This window comes from Pseudomonas sp. Y5-11 (assembly GCF_022368695.1).
Taxonomy (GTDB): Bacteria; Pseudomonadota; Gammaproteobacteria; order Pseudomonadales; family Pseudomonadaceae; genus Aquipseudomonas; species Aquipseudomonas parakoreensis.
In genome coordinates this window covers 2,149,679-2,167,203 of sequence record NZ_CP058974.1, presented here as the reverse complement: position 1 = coordinate 2,167,203, position 17,525 = coordinate 2,149,679, and the positions used below count along the sequence as shown (strand labels likewise).

The following is a 17,525-nucleotide window of genomic DNA, read 5'->3' as shown; positions in this document are numbered from 1 at the left end:
GTGACGCCATGGTACTGCAACGGCTATCGCCCGTGACGATTCAGCCACTGCCCGGCCAGAGTCCGCGCTTTCGCGTCTGCGGTAAACACCGCGTCCAGATCCTCCAGCGCAACCACTGGCTCGAGGCTCAGCACGTCCTCGATGATACTCGCGATTTCCAGATAACCCACACGTCCGTCGAGAAACGCGGCGACCGCCACTTCGTTGGCCGCATTGAGCATCGCCGGCGCACTGTTACCCGCCTCGGCCGCCTGTCGCGCCAGGCGCAGGCAAGGAAAACGCTCTTCGTCCGGCGCCTCGAAATCCAGGCGCGCGATGGCAAACAGATCCAAGGGCGCTACACCGGAGTCGATACGCTCAGGCCAGGCCAGTGCATTGGCAATCGGCGTGCGCATGTCGGGATTGCCCAACTGCGCCAGCACCGAGCCATCGACATAATCGACCAGCGAGTGAATCACACTCTGCGGATGGATCACCACCTCGACCTGCGACGGCTTGGCGTCGAACAGCCAGCAGGCCTCGATCAATTCCAGACCCTTGTTCATCATGCTGGCCGAGTCCACGGAAATCTTGCGCCCCATGGACCAGTTCGGGTGCGCACACGCCTGATCAGGCGAAACGTGCGCCAGCTCGCTCAACGGCGTCTGGCGGAAAGGCCCGCCCGAAGCCGTGAGCAAAATCCGTCGCACACCGACTGTACTCAGCCCACGGGAAAAATCCTGCGGCATGCACTGGAAGATCGCGTTGTGCTCGCTGTCGATCGGCAGCAGCACCGAGCCGCTCTTGTGCACGGCCTGCATGAACAGCGCGCCGGACATCACCAGCGCCTCTTTATTGGCCAGCAGGATCTTCTTGCCAGCCTCCACCGCCGCCAGGGTCGGTCGCAGGCCTGCGGCACCGACGATGGCGGCCATCACGGCATCGACTTCAGGTGCAGAGGCAACCTGACACAGGCCCTCCTCCCCCACCAATACGCGAGTGGACAGACCGGCAGCCCGCAGGTCGTCCTGCAAACCACGCGCCGCCGCCACTTCCGGCACGACTGCGAATTGCGGCACATGACGCACGCACAAGGCCAGCAACTCGCTCAGACGCGTGAAACCGCTCAGGGCGAACACCTGATAGCGCTCGGGATGACGCGCGATGACGTCGAGGGTGCTCAGACCAATCGAACCGGTAGCCCCCAGAACAGTGATCTGTTGAGGACGGCTCACGGTGCAGCCATCCACAACAATACAGCGAAAATCGGGATCGCCGCGGTCAGGCTGTCGATGCGATCAAGCACACCGCCATGACCGGGCAGCAGGTTGCTGCTGTCCTTGATGCCGGACTGGCGCTTGAACATGCTTTCGGTGAGGTCGCCCACCACCGAAATGAAGACGATCAGCGCAGCACCGATGAGCCCCTTGAGCAGTTCAGCCACCGTCCAGTCGCGAACCAGGCCGACGATCGCGGTGATCACCAGACTCAGCGCCAGGCCACCGTAAACGCCTTCCCAGCTTTTGCCCGGACTGACTTGCGGCGCCAGTTTGCGCTTGCCGAAAGCACGACCGGAGAAGTAAGCACCGATGTCGGCACCCCAGACCAACACCATCACCGCCATGATCAGCCAGTTACCCAGCGGGTATTGCTTGATCTGCACCAGTCCCTGCCAGGCCGGCAGCAGGATCAGCAAGCCGATCACCAGTTTGGTGGCTGCTGTGGACCAATGCTCGCTTGAGCGTGGATACGTCAGCACCAGGTAAGTCGCCACCGCCCACCACAACACCGAAGCGCCCAACACCCAAGGGGCCAGGCCCGGCAGGACGTACATGACGAACAGCATCAGCGCGACGACGGCGGCAAAGCCGACACGGAACGACTGCGCGGTAAAGCCAGCCAGACGCGCCCATTCCCAGGCACCCAGGCTCACGACCAGACCGATGAACAGCGCAAAACCGGATCCCTCGAGCAGGAAGAAACCGCACAGAGCGATCGGCAGCAGGATCAGCGCAGTGATGATTCGTTGTTTAAGCATTAAACCCGGGCTCCAGCTTCGACCTGTTCGCTCGTTTTACCGAAGCGACGCTGGCGCGAAGCGAAATCGGCCAGCGCAGTGCGCATGGCTTCGTGTTTGAAGTCCGGCCAGAACAGGTCGGAGAAGTACAACTCGGCATACGCCAGTTGCCACAGCAGGAAATTGCTGATGCGGTGCTCGCCACCAGTGCGGATGCACAAGTCTGGCAGCGGCAGGTCGCCGGTCGCCAGACAGGTTTGCAACAGCTCCGGAGTGATGTCTTCCGGACGCAGATGCCCGGCCTGAACCTCACGCGCCAGACGTTGCGCCGCCTGGGCAATATCCCACTGACCGCCGTAGTTGGCGGCGATCTGCAGAATAAAGCGGTTGGCACCGGCGGTCATGGCTTCGGCTTCGCGCATCGCCGCCTGAAGCTCAGGGTGGAAGCGCGAGCGATCACCGATGATGCGCAAGCTGATGTTGTTGTCGTTGAGGCGCTTGGCCTCACGACGCAGGGCCTTGAAGAACAGGTCCATCAAGGCACTGACCTCATCGGCCGGGCGCTGCCAGTTTTCACTGGAAAAGGCGAACAGGGTGAGCACTTCGACCTTGGCCTCGGCGCACACCTCGATTACCGCCCGCACAGCATCCACGCCGGCTTTATGCCCGGCGACACCCGGCATAAAGCGTTTTTTCGCCCAGCGATTATTGCCATCCATGATGATCGCGACATGGCGCGGCACCGCGGACGGCGCAGACTGCTTGGTCTTTTCCATTGAAGCGCGACCCTTATACGGCCATCAGGTCTTTTTCTTTCTCGTCCGTGGCCTTGGTGATCTGGGCCTCGGATTCTTTGGTCAGCTTATCGATATCAGCGATGGCACGACGTTCTTCGTCTTCACTGATTTCCTTGTCCTTGACCAGTTTTTTAAGCTCACCCAATGCGTCACGACGAATGTTGCGCACGGCAACGCGCGCGTCTTCCGCTGCGCTACGAGCCTGCTTGGTGAAGCCCTTGCGCGTTTCCTCGGTGAGGGCAGGCATCGGGATCAAAAGCAACTCACCCAGGTTGGTCGGATTGAGGTTCAGACCGGCGCTCTGGATCGCCTTGTCGACGGCAGCGAGCATGTTGCGCTCGAAAGCCACGACTTGCAGGGTACGCGAATCTTTCACGGTGACGTTGGCGACGCTGCTCAGCGGGGTGTCAGTGCCGTAGTAAGGCACCATGACACTACCGAGAATGCTCGGGTGAGCCTTGCCGGTACGAATCTGGCCGAACGCGTGGTTCAGAGATTCCAGGGATTTCTGCATACGCGCTTGGGCGTCTTTCTTGATTTCGTTGATCATTGTTGACCTTCCTCGATCAGAGTGCCTTCAGCGCCGCCATGCACGATGTTCAGCAGGGCGCCGGGCTTGTTCATGTTGAATACGCGCAGCGGCATCTTGTGATCGCGGCACAGGCAGATAGCAGTCAGATCCATCACGCCCAGCTTGCGATCCAGCACTTCATCATAAGTCAGATGATCGAACTTCTCGGCATGCGGGTCTTTGAACGGGTCTGCGGTGTAGACGCCATCAACCTTGGTCGCTTTCAGCACGACGTCGGCATCGATTTCGATGGCACGCAGACAGGCTGCCGAATCCGTGGTAAAGAACGGATTGCCGGTACCGGCGGCGAAAATCACCACGTCCTTGGAGTTCAGGTGGCGCATGGCTTTGCGGCGATCATAGTGATCGGTCACGCCAACCATGGAAATGGCCGACATCACGATGGCCGAGATATTGGCACGTTCCAGCGCGTCGCGCATGGCCAGGGCGTTCATCACAGTGGCCAGCATGCCCATGTGGTCGCCTGTCACCCGATCCATGCCGGCCTTGCTCAAGGCCTCGCCACGGAACAGGTTGCCGCCGCCGATCACCAGACCGACCTGTACGCCGATGCCGACCAACTGGCCGACTTCCAGCGCCATCCGATCCAGCACTTTTGGATCGATCCCGAACTCTTCCGAGCCCATCAGGGCCTCGCCGCTAAGCTTGAGTAGAATGCGTTTATAGCGAGCCTGATAACCACTGCCCTGCTGAGCCATTGCGAATCTCTCCTGCGGCGTATTTAAAAAATTCTGTGCAAGCTGTTTTACAGCTGCCGTTCACTCTAGCTTGGCGCTGCTTCAGCGCCATCGGAACCTGGCTTTGTAAGTCAGTTCCCAGTGGAAACCAATTAAAAACTGGTAACCCCATCTGAAAAGAGGCTGCGCGCGTGAGCGGGCAGCCTCTTTCGGGCGACAGTTGAAAAACCGTCTTATTGCTTGGCGGCAGCCAGCTGGGCAGCAACTTCTTCAGCGAAGTTGTCGACCGGCTTCTCGATACCTTCGCCTACTTTGAAGTAGGTGAAGGAAACGATTTCTGCGCCGCCTTTCTTGGCCAGCTCGCCAACCTTGATTTCAGGGTTCTTGACGAACGCCTGCTCAACCAGGCTCGCTTCTGCCAGGAACTTGCTGATACGGCCTTTGACCATGTTCTCAACAATGTTTTCTGGCTTGCCTTTGATCTTCTCTTCGTTCAGCTGCAGGAACACAGCCTTTTCACGCTCGATCGCTTCAGCCGAAACCTGCGAAGGCAGCAGGAACTCAGGGTTGCTTGCAGCTACGTGCATCGCGATGTCTTTGGCCAGCTCGACGTCGCCGCCTTTCAGAGCCACAACAACACCGATCTTGTTGCCGTGCAGGTAGGAACCTACAACGTCACCCTCGATACGGGTCAGACGACGGATGTTGACGTTTTCGCCTACTTTGGCAACCAGTGCTTCGCGAGCGGCTTCTTGAGCAGCGATCAGCGGAGCAGCGTCGGTCAGCTTGTCAGCGAAGGCTTTTTCTACGCTGGCAGCAACAAAGTTTTTGAAGTCGTCTTGCAGAGCCAGGAAGTCGGTCTGCGAGTTCACTTCCAGGATAACGGCAGCTTTACCGTCGTCCTTGATTGCGATTGCGCCTTCAGCGGCAACGTTGCCAGCCTTTTTCGCAGCCTTGATCGCGCCCGAAGCACGCATGTCATCAATGGCTTTTTCGATGTCGCCGTCAGCCTTTTCCAGGGCTTTCTTGCAGTCCATCATGCCTTCGCCGGTACGCTCGCGCAGTTCTTTAACCAACGCTGCAGTAATTGCTGCCATTTTCAAATTCCTCTTGGATAGGTTTTCAACCATTCCACCCGATCGAACGGGCGTTCAATTCTTCCCGAAACACCTTGTAGCTGCTGCACGTTACAAATGCAGGAGGTGCGCTGCCACACGTGGGCGCCAACAAACGGTTTTCGAGGTGGCAAAAAGGGGGCCAAGCCCCCTTTTTGCTTACTGAGTCAACGCCAGGGCGTCGATTACTCAGCTGCAGCCTGAGTTTCTTCAGCTGCGAATTCAACAGTGCCGCCAGCAACATTGTTGCGACCACGGATCACTGCGTCAGCCATCGAACCCATGTACAGCTGGATAGCGCGGATTGCGTCATCGTTGCCTGGGATGATGTAGTCAACGCCTTCCGGGCTGCTGTTGGTATCGACAACGCCGATGACCGGGATGCCCAGCTTGTTGGCTTCGGTGATCGCGATGCGCTCGTGGTCAACGTCGATCACGAACAGTGCGTCTGGCAGACCGCCCATGTCCTTGATGCCGCCCAGGGAGCGATCCAGCTTTTCCAGGTCACGGGAGCGCATCAGCGCTTCTTTCTTGGTCAGCTTGGCGAAAGTACCGTCTTCGGCTTGAACTTCAAGGTCACGCAGACGCTTGATGGAAGCACGAATGGTTTTGAAGTTGGTCAGCATGCCGCCCAACCAGCGGTGGTCGACGTACGGCGAACCGCAACGTGCTGCTTCTTCAGCAACGATCTTGCCAGCGGAACGCTTGGTGCCGACGAACAGAATCTTGTTTTTGCCCTGGGCCAGACGCTCTACGAAAGTCAGAGCTTCGTTGAACATTGGCAGGGTTTTTTCAAGGTTGATGATGTGAATCTTGTTACGCGCGCCGAAAATGTACTTACCCATTTTCGGATTCCAGTAACGGGTTTGGTGACCGAAGTGCACACCGGCCTTCAGCATATCGCGCATGTTGACTTGGGACATGATAGTTCCTTAATAAGTCGGGTTTGGCCTCCACGTATCCCAATGACCAACCAGTGGCATAAAGCCAAAGGCACCCAGGTCATCGTGTCGACACGTGTGTGGATTTAAGCTTCTCGGGGCATCCCCGGAAAGCGGCGCATTTTATACCACAGGGCGCGCAGAAACGGAACCCGGAATCTGTATTCGCACCAGGGACATGGGCGCAGCCCCCTTGGAATCGCCGTCAGGCACACCATTGTATAGAGAGAGACGATGTACGCAGGCGCGGATTTGCGCCTTTCGTCTGTTAGAATCGGGTTTTTCAGGGTCGCAAAACGTACACCTGCCACCCTATCCGTATCAGCAAGCGCCGCCGAGCGCAGAGAGAGCCTGTATGACCGTCAACCTCAAAACCCCCGAGGACATCGCTGGCATGCGTGTCGCCGGCAAACTGGCCGCCGATGTGCTGGAAATGATTGCCGAACACGTCAAACCGGGCGTGACCACCGATCAACTGAACCAGATCTGCCACGACTACATCGTCAATGTGCAGCAGGCCATTCCGGCCCCGCTCAACTACAAGGGTTTTCCGAAGTCGATCTGCACCTCGATCAACCATGTGGTCTGCCACGGCATCCCGAACGACAAGCCGCTGAAAAACGGTGACACCCTGAATATCGACGTCACCGTGATCAAGGACGGCTACCACGGCGACACCAGCCGCATGTTCCACGTTGGCGAAGTGCCCGTCTGGGCCGAGCGCCTGTCGCAGGTCACTCAGGAATGCATGTACAAGGCAATCGAGATCGTCAAACCTGGCTGCCGCCTCGGCGACATCGGTGAAGTCATCCAGAAGCACGCGGAAAAGAACGGCTTCTCGGTGGTTCGCGAGTTCTGCGGCCACGGCATCGGCAAGGTGTTCCACGAAGAACCGCAGATCCTGCACTACGGCCGCGCCGGCACCGGCATGGAACTGAAGGCCGGCATGACCTTCACCATCGAGCCGATGATCAACCAGGGCAAGGCCGACACCAAGGTGCTGGGCGACGGCTGGACCGCGATCACCAAAGACCGCAAACTCTCGGCGCAGTGGGAACACACCCTGCTGGTGACCGACACCGGCTACGAGATCTTCACCCTGCGCGCCGACGACACCATCCCGCGCGTCTCGGCCTGACCCCTGGAACGCTCCCACCTTTATAGAAGGAAAGCCAATCGATGCCGCAGGTGGATCCCGAACTCTTCGACCGCGGCCAGTTCCAGGCTGAACTGGCCCTGAAAGCGAGTCCTATCGCGGCGTTCAAAAAGGCGATCCGCCAGGCGCGCGAGGTCCTCGACACGCGTTTTCGCAATGGCCGCGACATCCGCCGCCTGATCGAAGACCGCGCATGGTTCGTCGACAACATCCTGCAAAAGGCCTGGGAGCAGTTCAACTGGAGCGAAGACGCCGACATCGCGCTGGTCGCGGTCGGTGGCTACGGCCGGGGCGAGCTGCATCCCTATTCCGACATCGACTTGCTGATCCTGCTGGACAGCGCCGATCACGAAGTTTTCCGCGACTCCATCGAGCGTTTTCTGACGCTGCTGTGGGACATCGGCCTGGAAGTCGGCCAGAGCGTACGCTCGGTCGATGAATGCGCCGAGGAAGCCCGTGCCGACCTGACCGTGGTCACCAACCTGATGGAAAGCCGCACCATCTGCGGCCCCGAGCGCCTGCGTCAGCGCATGCTTGATGTCACCAGCACAGCCCACATGTGGCCGGCCAAGGAGTTTTTCCTGGCCAAGCGCGCCGAACAGAAGGCCCGTCACCACAAGTACAACGACACCGAATACAACCTGGAACCCAACGTCAAAGGCTCGCCCGGCGGCCTGCGGGATATCCAGACGATTCTGTGGGTGGCCCGGCGTCAGTACGGCACCCTGAACCTGCGCGCCCTCGCCGGCGAAGGTTTTCTGGTCGAGAGCGAAAACGCTCTGCTGGCGTCGTCCCAGGAATTTCTGTGGAAAGTGCGCTATGCCCTGCACATGCTCGCCGGTCGCTCCGAAGATCGTCTGCTGTTCGATCATCAACGGACCATTGCCGGCCTGCTCGGCTTTGAAGGCGACGACGCCAAACAGGCGGTCGAAAACTTCATGCAGCAGTATTTCCGCGTGGTGATGAGCATCGCCCAGCTCAGCGACCTGATCATCCAGCATTTCGAGGAAGTCATCCTCGCCCCGGAAGACGAAGCACCGCCGCAGCCGATCAACTCGCGCTTCCAGTTGCACGACGGCTACATCGAAGCGCGCAACGACAACGTGTTCCGTCGCACGCCGTTCGCCATGCTCGAGATTTTCGTGTTGATGGCCCAGCAGCCGGAAATCAAAGGTGTGCGCGCCGACACCATTCGTCTGCTGCGCGAGAACCGGCACCTGATCGACGACAATTTCCGCAACGATATCCGCAATACCAGCCTGTTCATCGAGCTGTTCAAGTGCAAGATCGGCGTGCACCGCAACCTGCGCCGGATGAACCGCTACGGCATCCTCGGGCGTTATCTGCCGGAGTTCGGCTTTATCGTCGGGCAAATGCAGCACGACCTGTTCCACATCTATACGGTCGATGCGCACACGCTGAATCTGATCAAACACCTGCGTAAATTGCAGTACACCCAGGTGTCGGAAAAATTCCCGCTGGCCGCCAAGCTCATGGCCAAACTGCCCAAGCCTGAGCTCATTTACATGGCCGGCCTGTACCACGACATCGGCAAGGGCCGGCATGGCGATCACTCGGACATCGGCGCGGTCGATGCCGAAGCGTTCTGCCAGCGCCATCAGTTGCCGCTGTGGGACAGCCGCCTGATCGTCTGGCTGGTGCAGAATCACCTGGTGATGTCGACCACCGCGCAGCGCAAGGATCTGTCCGATCCGCAGGTGATCCATGATTTCGCGCAGATCGTCGGCGACGAAACCCGTCTGGATTACCTGTACGTGCTGACGGTTGCCGATATCAACGCGACCAACCCGACGCTATGGAACTCCTGGCGCGCCAGCCTGTTGCGCCAGCTCTATACCGAGACCAAACGCGCTCTGCGTCGTGGCCTGGAAAACCCGGTGGATCGCGAAGAGCAGATCCGCCAGACCCAGAGCGCCGCACTGGACATCCTCGTGCGTGGCGGCACCGATCCGGACGACGTCGAACAGTTGTGGGCGCAACTGGGCGATGACTATTTCCTGCGTCACACCGCTGGCGACGTGGCCTGGCACAGTGACGCGATCCTGCAGCAACCGGCCGATGGCGGCCCGCTGGTGCTGATCAAGGAAACCACACAGCGCGAGTTCGAGGGCGGCACGCAGATCTTCATCTATGCGCCGGATCAACACGATTTCTTCGCCGTGACCGTGGCCGCGATGGATCAGCTCAACCTGAACATTCATGACGCCAGGGTCATCACCTCAAGCAGCCAGTTCACCCTCGACACCTATATCGTGCTCGACAACGACGGTGAATCCATCGGCGACAACCCGACACGGATCAAACAGATTCGCGACGGTTTGACCGAAGCGCTGCGCAACCCGGACGACTACCCGACGATCATCCAGCGCCGGGTGCCGCGCCAGCTCAAGCACTTCGCCTTCGCGCCGCAGGTAACGATCCACAACGACGCTCAGCGTCCGGTGACGGTGCTGGAACTCACCGCCCCTGATCGCCCGGGCCTGCTGGCGCGTGTCGGCGGGATCTTCCTCGAGTTCGACCTGTCGCTGCAGAACGCCAAGATTGCGACCCTGGGCGAACGCGTGGAAGACGTGTTCTTCATCACCGACGCCCACAACCAGCCGCTTTCCGACCCGCTGCTGTGCAGCCGCTTGCAGGACGCAATCGTCGAGCAACTGAGCGTCAATCAGGAACCGGATATCAAGCTTTCGCGCATCAGTATTTGAATCAGCAAACTACCCCTGTGGAGGCAGATAATAGCTGCCGGGGCTTTTGTGGTGAGGGGATTCATCCCCGATGGGTTGCGAAGCAGCCCCGAACCGGCAATCGCGGAGTATCCGTTACACCGCAAGCGATGGTTTTGCGGCAGCTGCGCAGCCGATCGGGGATAAATCCCCTCGCCACAGAGTTCTCTCCACATTGAACGAGGCCCCCATGAACAACGCTCTGAACCAGCTCCAGCCCTACCCGTTCGAAAAGCTCCGCGCCTTGCTCGGCAGCGTGACGCCGAACCCGGACAAACGCCCGATCGCCCTGTCGATCGGCGAGCCGAAACACCGTTCGCCAAGCTTTGTCGCCGAAGCGCTGGCGAACAATCTGGATCAGATGGCGGTGTACCCGACCACCCTCGGCATCCCGGCCCTGCGCGAAGCCATCGCCGGCTGGTGCGAACGTCGCTTCGGCGTACCAAGCGGCTGGATTGATCCGGCGCGCAACGTATTGCCGGTCAACGGCACCCGTGAAGCGCTGTTCGCCTTCACCCAGACCGTGGTCAATCGCGGTGACGATGCACTGGTGGTCAGCCCGAACCCGTTCTATCAGATCTACGAAGGGGCAGCGTTCCTCGCCGGCGCCAAGCCGCACTACCTGCCGTGCCTGGACGAAAACGGCTTCAACCCGGATTTCGACGCGGTCTCGCCCGACATCTGGAAACGCTGCCAGATCCTGTTCCTGTGTTCGCCGGGCAATCCGACCGGCGCGCTGATCCCGGTCGAAGTGCTGAAAAAACTCATCGCCCTGGCGGACGAATACGATTTCGTGATCGCCGCCGACGAGTGCTACAGCGAACTGTATTTCGACGAACAGACCCCACCGCCGGGCCTGCTCAGCGCGTGTGTCGAACTGGGTCGCAAGGACTTCAAGCGTTGCGTGGTGTTCCACAGCCTGTCGAAGCGCTCCAACCTGCCGGGGCTGCGTTCCGGTTTCGTCGCGGGCGACGCCGATGTCCTCAAAGGCTTCCTGCTCTACCGCACCTACCACGGCTGCGCGATGCCGGTGCAAACCCAACTGGCCAGCGTTGCAGCGTGGAATGACGAAGTGCACGTGCGCGCCAACCGTGCGCTGTACCGGGAGAAATTCGACGCTGTCTTGGCGATCCTCAGCCCGGTGATGGACGTGCAGCGTCCGGACGGCAGTTTCTATCTGTGGCCGAACGTACAAGGTGACGACGCGGCGTTCTGTCGCGACCTGTTCGAGCAGGAACACGTGACCGTGGTGCCAGGCTCGTATCTGTCCCGCGAGGTAGACGGTGTGAATCCGGGCGCCGGTCGAGTGCGCATGGCCCTGGTTGCGCCACTGGCTGAATGCGTCGAGGCCGCAGAGCGGATTCGCGCGTTTGTCTCTCGCCAGTCGTAAGTGTCTTTACCGTGCCAGTTTTGCTGGCACGGTAACCGGTCATAAAACCGTACATATATTCAATTTACCGATTCAACCTCAGCCCCTAGCATCCGTCATTCAAAGCAACTTGTCGGGAACAACAAGCAACCCGAGAAGTTAAACCTGAAGAATGAAAACATGGATGTTCCGTAATGCAATCAACCTGGCTTCAGCCAAACAAACAATTCGAACACACACGCATCTCCCGCAACATTAAATGTACTTGGGAGATTCAAAAACATGTGGGCTAAAAATAATCCGGCGAAATTCTGGACTCCCGGCAGCACACTTCGCATCGCGTTCCTCAACGGTACGCAGGCATTCAAGGACGAAACGATCGCCGCCGCCAGCAACTGGTTGCCGCACATCAACTTGAAGTTCGATTTCGTCGAAGGTGAAGAAGGCGATATCCGCATACTCAGTCAACCGGGAACGTTTTCCTCTCTGATCGGTACCGATGCTCTGTTACATCCCGGTGAGCCGACCATGCGACTCTGGCCACACCCACCGAGCCAGGCACGTTATTTCGCAGCCAATGTCATGCATGAGTTCGGTCACATGCTCGGCGCAGAACATGAACAGACCAACCCCACGGCAAACATTCCCTGGGATAAACCAGCCATTTATAAACAACACGGAATAACCGCCGACCCGGAAGAGGACAACTACCAGGCCAGCGTGACGCGCAAACGACTGCACGACTGGTATTTTGACCTCGGCAATCCCGACGAAAGCATTTATTCAGAGTACGACCAGAAGTCGATCATGCACTATCCCGTCAGCCAGTCGTGGACACTCGGTGACTTCCAGATCTTCATTAATCTGGACCTCAGCGAACAGGATAAAACCTTCATGTCGAACGCTTACCCCTACCCCGCGAGTCAGTGAGCGCGCCAGGTCCGTATCGGACTATTTGACCTGCCCCAGATTTGCCTCGCTCAAATCAAGCTCGCTCAATACTTCTCTGAGCACGTCATCACCAATCTGGTGATGACGGCTCAGGCTATACAACTCAAGGCGTTGCGCCCGCAACGCCTTGAGTCGCAAACGGCGCTCCAGCAGATCCATCTGGAACGCCAGCGCCTGGGCTTCCGCCGAATCGTTGAACACCTCAAGCTGATGCCGGTACTCGGACATGATCCGCGCCTTGAGTTCGGCCGAGAGTGCTGCCTGCGCAGCGTCCTGCGGCGCGACCTCTTCGGTTTCCAGCGCATGGATCGCCGCCTCGGCGGTCTTGCGCCAGGCGTCGCGCACTTCCTGACGGCGCTTGTCGTCCGGACTTTTCTCGATGCCGCGCAGTAGCAATGGCAAAGCGATACAGGCGCAAATCAGCGACAACAGAATCACCCCGGCGGCGATGAAGATCAGCAGATCGCGCTCGGGGAACGCCTCGGCCCCCATCAGCATCGGCACCGACATCACACCGGCCAGCGTCACCGCACCGCGCACACCGCCGACGGTCAGCAGCCAGCAGGATCGCGCGGTCGGCACTTGCGTCAGGTCGCCCTTGCCGCGCAAACGGCGCAGCAGCACCGACAGGCGCCAGATGCTCTGCACCCAGATAAAGCGCAACAGCACCAGCGCGAGGAAAATCGCCACCACGTCGAGACCTCGGTACAGCAGCGTCGGCCACAACGTCGGCTCGTGGCTGACCACCGCTTTGATGATGTCCGGCAATTGCAGACCCAGCAGCAGGAAGATCAGACCGTTGAAGGCAAATTCGAGCAGCGACCAGACGCTACGGTTGAGCAAGCGAGTGCTGGTCTGTCGTGGCAACAGATCGAGCCAGCTCTGCATCATCCCCGCCGCCACCGCCGACAGGATGCCCGAAGCGCCCAACCGCTCGGCCAACACATAAGCCGCGAACGGCAGCAGCAACATGAACACCACGTGGGTGGCCGGATCGTCCCAGCCCCGGGCGATCATCCACGCGCGCAAACGCCCGACCAGCCAGCTCAGCACCACGCCGACGGCCAAGCCTCCCACCGCCACCAGCACGAAGGTCAGGCTGGCATTGGCCAGTGAGAACACTCCGGTGACCGCCGCAACCAGGGCAAACTTGAACGTCACCAGACCCGAAGCATCGTTCATCAAGGCTTCGCCCTGCAGTATGTGCATCAGCGGTGTCGGCAAACGGTTCTGCGAGATCGCCGACACCGCCACGGCGTCGGTCGGCGACAGCACCGCGGCCAGCGCGAAGGCTACCGGCAGTGGAATTGTCGGCAACAGCCAGTGAATGAAGTACCCGGCACCGACCACGGTGAACAGCACGAGGCCGACCGCCAGCGTCAGGATCGGCCCACGCAAATGCCAGAACTCGCGTTTGGGCATCCGCCAGCCATCGGAGAACAGCAGCGGCGGCAGGAACAGAAACAGGAACAGCTCCGGATCCAGCGCCACGTGCAGGCCCAATGTCGGCCAGGCCAGCAAGGCACCGGCGGCGATTTGCACCAGGGGCAGCGGCAGCGGGATGACCCGTCCGACCAGCCGCGAGACGCTGACCAGCATCAGCAGGATAAGGACGGTGTAAGCGGTTTGCATAAAGCGGAAATCTCAGACAATCGACAGCGTTGAACGGTCATATTAGCCGCTCAGGATACGTGTGACCGTTGCACCTATGTCGCACTGCTGGAACGCAGTCCCTTTGTGGGAGCGAGCCTGCTCGCGAACGTGGAGTCTCATTCAACAGAGATATTGCCTGACACGGCCCCTTCGCGAGCAGGCTCGCTCCCACAGGTTTTGCAGCGTTACGACAACCGTGGCCGCCCGAAACGCGTTGGTCATGGCATAATCCGACACCATTTTTTTCCAGCACCTGTAAAGGGGGCGATTCCTTGACCGTTTCAAGTAAAACGTTGCACCTTTTCGGCATCAAAGCCTGCGACACCATGAAGAAGGCGCGCACCTGGCTCGATGAACACGCTGTCAGCTACGACTTTCACGATTACAAAACCGCCGGTATCAACCGTGAGCACCTGACCCAATGGTGCAACGAGCACGGCTGGCAAACGGTGTTGAACCGTGCCGGCACGACCTTTCGCAAACTCGACGACGAACGTAAAGCCGATCTCGACCAGTCGAAAGCCATCGAACTGATGCTCGCTCAACCCTCGATGATCAAGCGCCCGGTGCTCGATCTCGGTGACCGAACCCTGATTGGCTTCAAGCCAGACATCTACGCGGCCGCACTCAAGTAAGCAGCCCGTCACTTATTGCTAGAGGTATTCACATGTCCAACTCTCTGTTCAGCATCGCCTTTGGTGTCGGCACGCAAAACCGTCAAGGTGCCTGGCTGGAAGTGTTCTACGCCCAGCCACTGCTCAACCCGTCGGCAGAACTGGTCGCTGCCGTTGCGCCGATCCTCGGCTACACCGAAGGCAACCAGGCCATCACCTTCACCACCGCGCAGGCGGCGCAACTGGCTGAAGCGGTCAAAGGCATCGACGCCGTTCAAGGCAAGCTGCTGACCCGTCTGGCCGAAAGCCACAAGCCGCTGGTCGCCACTCTTCTGGCCGAAGACGCACAGCTGACCTCGACGCCAGAGGCGTACCTGAAGCTGCACCTGCTGTCCCATCGTCTGGTCAAGCCGCACGGCGTGAGCCTGGCCGGGATCTTCCCGCTGCTGCCGAACGTGGCCTGGACCAGCCAGGGTGCAATCGACCTGAGCGAACTGGCCGAGCTGCAACTCGAAGCCCGCCTGCGCGGCGAGCTGCTGGAAGTGTTCTCGGTGGACAAGTTCCCGAAAATGACCGACTACGTGGTGCCGGCCGGCGTGCGTATCGCTGACGCCGCTCGTCTGCGTCTGGGTGCGTACGTGGGCGAAGGCACCACCGTGATGCACGAAGGCTTCATCAACTTCAACGCCGGCACCGAAGGCCCGGGCATGATCGAAGGCCGCGTTTCCGCTGGCGTATTCGTTGGCAAGGGCTCGGACCTGGGCGGCGGTTGCTCGACCATGGGCACTCTGTCAGGCGGCGGCAACATCGTAATCAAGGTTGGCGAAGGCTGCCTGATCGGCGCCAACGCCGGTATCGGTATTCCGTTGGGCGACCGCAACACTGTCGAGTCGGGCCTGTACGTGACCGCCGGCACCAAAGTCGCGCTGCTGGACGAGCACAACAACCTGGTCAAGGTTGTAAAAGCCCGTGAGCTGGCCGGCCAGACCGACCTGCTGTTCCGTCGCAATTCGGAAACCGGTGCCGTGGAGTGCAAAACCCACAAATCGGCGATCGAGCTGAACGAAGCGCTGCACGCGCACAACTAAGCAGCCGTACGATCCCCCTGTGGGAGCGAGCTTGCTCGCGAAGGCGTCCGGTCAGTCAACAACAGAGCTGAATGACACGACGCTTTCGCGAGCAAGCTCGCTCCCACAAGGTTCGATGTACCCCCGCCCAAGTTCACAGGGCTGAACCTATGATGATTCCCTCCCCCTGGCGCGCCGACTTTCCGGCCATCGCCGCCCTGCAACGGCAAGACCAGACCTATCTGGACAACGCCGCCACCACGCAAAAACCCCAGGCCTTGCTTGACGCACTGACGCATTACTACGCCAATGGCGCGGCCAATGTGCATCGCGCGCAACACCTGCCCGGCGCTCACGCCACGCAGGCGTTCGAAGACAGTCGGCTCAAGGTGGCCCAGTGGCTGAATGCCGGTGACAGCGGGCAGATCATCTTCACCCACGGTGCCACCAGCGCGCTGAATCTCCTGGCCTATGGCCTGGAACCTCTTTTCCAACCGGGCGATGAAATTGTCATCAGCGCCCTGGAGCATCACGCCAACCTGCTGCCGTGGCAGCAACTGGCGCAGCGTCGCGAACTGAAACTGGTGATCCTGCCGCTGGACGCTGACGGCGTGATCGACCTCGGCGCCGCTGTGCGCCTGATCAATCCGCGTACCCGCTTGCTGGCGGTCAGTCAGCTGTCCAACGTGCTTGGTGCCTGGCAACCCTTGCCGGCGTTGCTGGCGATGGCCAAGGCGCACAACGCGCTGACCGTGGTCGATGGCGCCCAGGGTGTGGTGCACGGTCGGCACGACGTGCAGGCGCTCGGTTGCGACTTCTATGTGTTTTCCAGCCACAAGCTGTACGGCCCTGATGGCCTCGGCGTGCTGTTCGGGCGCAACAAGGCGCTTGAGCAACTGCAGCCGTGGCAGTTCGGCGGCGAAATGGTGCTGGAAGCCAATTATCACGATGCACGCTTCCGCCCTGCCCCGCTGGGTTTCGAAGCCGGCACGCCGCCGATCGCCAGTGTGATTGGCCTCGGTGCCACGCTCGATTATCTGGCCGGGCTGGATCAGGACGCGGTATCGGCCCATGAAGCGGCGCTGCACGCCTACCTGCTGCAAGGTCTGGCCGCGCGTAACGGCATTCGTCTGCTGGGCAAGCCGCAACTGGCGCTGGCCAGTTTTATCGTCGAGGGTGTGCACAACGCCGATCTGGCACACCTGCTCACCGAGCAAGGCATTGCCGTGCGCGCCGGGCATCACTGCGCCATGCCGTTGCTGAAAAGCTTCGAACTGGCCGGGGCGATCCGCGTGTCGCTGGCACTGTACAACGACTCCGAGGATCTGGAGCGTTTCTTCGACGCGCTGGATCAGGCCTTGGAGTTGCTGCGATGAACCTGCCGCTCGCCGCCGCCGAAGCGCTGCAGACCTTTCAGAATGCCGCTGGTTGGGAACAACGCGCACGGTTGCTGATGCAGTTTGGCGATCGTCTGCCGCCGCTGAATGACGCGGACAAATGCGAAGCCAACCGGGTGCATGGCTGTGAGAGTCAAGTGTGGCTGGTGGGTGAGCTGCAGGACGGCCACTGGCAGTTCAGCGCTGCCAGCGATGCGCGGATGATTCGCGGGCTGGTGGCGTTGTTGCTGTTGCGGGTCAACGGTTTGAGCGCTGTCGAGTTGCAGCAAGTGGACCTGTCGGACTGGTTCAATCAGCTGGGACTGTCGCGGCAGTTGTCGCCGTCGCGCAGTAATGGCTTGAATGCCGTGCTCCAGCGGATGAATGAGTTGGCCGGTTAATCGCCATCGCTGGCAAGCCAGCTCCCACAGGGTTCGATGGTGTTCATAGATGCGGTGAAATTACCCAATAACTGTG

General features: G+C 60.0%; 16 protein-coding genes and 1 pseudogene. 9 read left to right on the top strand and 8 right to left on the bottom strand.

Features of this window, described 5'->3' with window-relative positions:
• Nucleotides 1-23: 23 nt before the first annotated feature.
• The 7 genes from ispC to rpsB form a co-directional block, all read right to left on the bottom strand.
• The gene (gene ispC, locus HXW87_RS09530) at nt 24-1,214 is read right to left on the bottom strand and encodes a 1-deoxy-D-xylulose-5-phosphate reductoisomerase (protein WP_121184022.1); all 1,191 of its coding nucleotides are present in this window, start codon (nt 1,212-1,214) and stop codon (nt 24-26) included.
• Nucleotides 1,211-2,017, bottom strand: a complete 807-nt coding sequence (locus tag HXW87_RS09525; protein ID WP_007964272.1) for a phosphatidate cytidylyltransferase — start codon at nt 2,015-2,017, stop codon at nt 1,211-1,213. Before HXW87_RS09525 ends, ispC begins: the two co-directional genes overlap by 4 nt.
• On the bottom strand, nt 2,017-2,772 hold the full coding sequence (uppS, locus tag HXW87_RS09520) for a polyprenyl diphosphate synthase (protein WP_041072340.1): 756 nt from the start codon (nt 2,770-2,772) through the stop codon (nt 2,017-2,019). Before uppS ends, HXW87_RS09525 begins: the two co-directional genes overlap by 1 nt.
• Nucleotides 2,773-2,785: 13 nt before the next feature.
• Entirely contained in the window at nt 2,786-3,343 is a 558-nt protein-coding gene (frr, locus tag HXW87_RS09515; RefSeq protein ID WP_047291868.1) for a ribosome recycling factor, read from the bottom strand.
• Nucleotides 3,340-4,083 (bottom strand): UMP kinase, encoded by a 744-nt coding sequence (gene pyrH / locus HXW87_RS09510; protein ID WP_003222124.1) that lies wholly within the window; start codon nt 4,081-4,083, stop codon nt 3,340-3,342. Before pyrH ends, frr begins: the two co-directional genes overlap by 4 nt.
• A 212-nt stretch (nt 4,084-4,295) precedes the next feature.
• Complete coding sequence (gene tsf, locus HXW87_RS09505; RefSeq protein WP_025110889.1) at nt 4,296-5,159, bottom strand: translation elongation factor Ts; 864 nt, start codon at nt 5,157-5,159, stop codon at nt 4,296-4,298.
• Nucleotides 5,160-5,362: 203 nt separating this feature from the next.
• Nucleotides 5,363-6,100 (bottom strand): 30S ribosomal protein S2, encoded by a 738-nt coding sequence (gene rpsB / locus HXW87_RS09500; protein WP_003222119.1) that lies wholly within the window; start codon nt 6,098-6,100, stop codon nt 5,363-5,365.
• A gap of 373 nt (nt 6,101-6,473) precedes the next feature.
• On the opposite strand from rpsB, the gene map reads away from it, so the two are divergent.
• The 4 genes from map to HXW87_RS09480 all read left to right on the top strand — a co-directional run bounded on the left by map (nt 6,474) and on the right by HXW87_RS09480 (nt 12,317).
• Entirely contained in the window at nt 6,474-7,256 is a 783-nt protein-coding gene (gene map, locus HXW87_RS09495) for a type I methionyl aminopeptidase (protein ID WP_047291865.1), read from the top strand.
• Nucleotides 7,257-7,297: 41 nt separating this feature from the next.
• Nucleotides 7,298-10,000 (top strand): [protein-PII] uridylyltransferase, encoded by a 2,703-nt coding sequence (locus tag HXW87_RS09490; protein WP_047291863.1) that lies wholly within the window; start codon nt 7,298-7,300, stop codon nt 9,998-10,000.
• A 208-nt stretch (nt 10,001-10,208) separates the two neighbouring features.
• A complete protein-coding gene (gene dapC / locus HXW87_RS09485; RefSeq protein WP_047291860.1) occupies nt 10,209-11,408 on the top strand; it encodes a succinyldiaminopimelate transaminase in 1,200 nt (399 codons plus the stop codon).
• Nucleotides 11,409-11,669: 261 nt separating this feature from the next.
• Complete coding sequence (locus HXW87_RS09480; RefSeq protein WP_121184018.1) at nt 11,670-12,317, top strand: hypothetical protein; 648 nt, start codon at nt 11,670-11,672, stop codon at nt 12,315-12,317.
• 21 nt (nt 12,318-12,338) lie between these two features.
• Here the strand turns inward: HXW87_RS09480 and HXW87_RS09475 are convergent, their stop codons facing one another.
• Nucleotides 12,339-13,970, bottom strand: coding sequence for a Na+/H+ antiporter (locus HXW87_RS09475; protein WP_041072355.1), 1,632 nt, complete (start codon nt 13,968-13,970; stop codon nt 12,339-12,341).
• Between the two features lie 347 nt (nt 13,971-14,317).
• Here HXW87_RS09475 and HXW87_RS09470 point away from each other — a divergent pair, with 347 nt between their 5' ends.
• From HXW87_RS09470 to HXW87_RS09450, 5 genes and pseudogenes are all read left to right on the top strand, one after another.
• A complete protein-coding gene (locus HXW87_RS09470) occupies nt 14,318-14,626 on the top strand; it encodes an arsenate reductase (protein WP_239779146.1) in 309 nt (102 codons plus the stop codon).
• A gap of 32 nt (nt 14,627-14,658) precedes the next feature.
• Nucleotides 14,659-15,693, top strand: coding sequence for a 2,3,4,5-tetrahydropyridine-2,6-dicarboxylate N-succinyltransferase (gene dapD / locus HXW87_RS09465; protein WP_007954762.1), 1,035 nt, complete (start codon nt 14,659-14,661; stop codon nt 15,691-15,693).
• A gap of 19 nt (nt 15,694-15,712) precedes the next feature.
• A pseudogene (locus HXW87_RS09460) lies at nt 15,713-15,805 on the top strand (metal ABC transporter ATP-binding protein); the annotation flags it as partial.
• A 37-nt stretch (nt 15,806-15,842) separates the two neighbouring features.
• Complete coding sequence (locus HXW87_RS09455; protein ID WP_182403957.1) at nt 15,843-17,048, top strand: cysteine desulfurase; 1,206 nt, start codon at nt 15,843-15,845, stop codon at nt 17,046-17,048.
• Nucleotides 17,045-17,449, top strand: a complete 405-nt coding sequence (locus HXW87_RS09450; protein WP_131671906.1) for a SufE family protein — start codon at nt 17,045-17,047, stop codon at nt 17,447-17,449. The genes HXW87_RS09455 and HXW87_RS09450 overlap by 4 nt, the downstream gene beginning before the upstream one ends.
• The last annotated feature ends 76 nt before the right edge of the window (nt 17,450-17,525 follow it).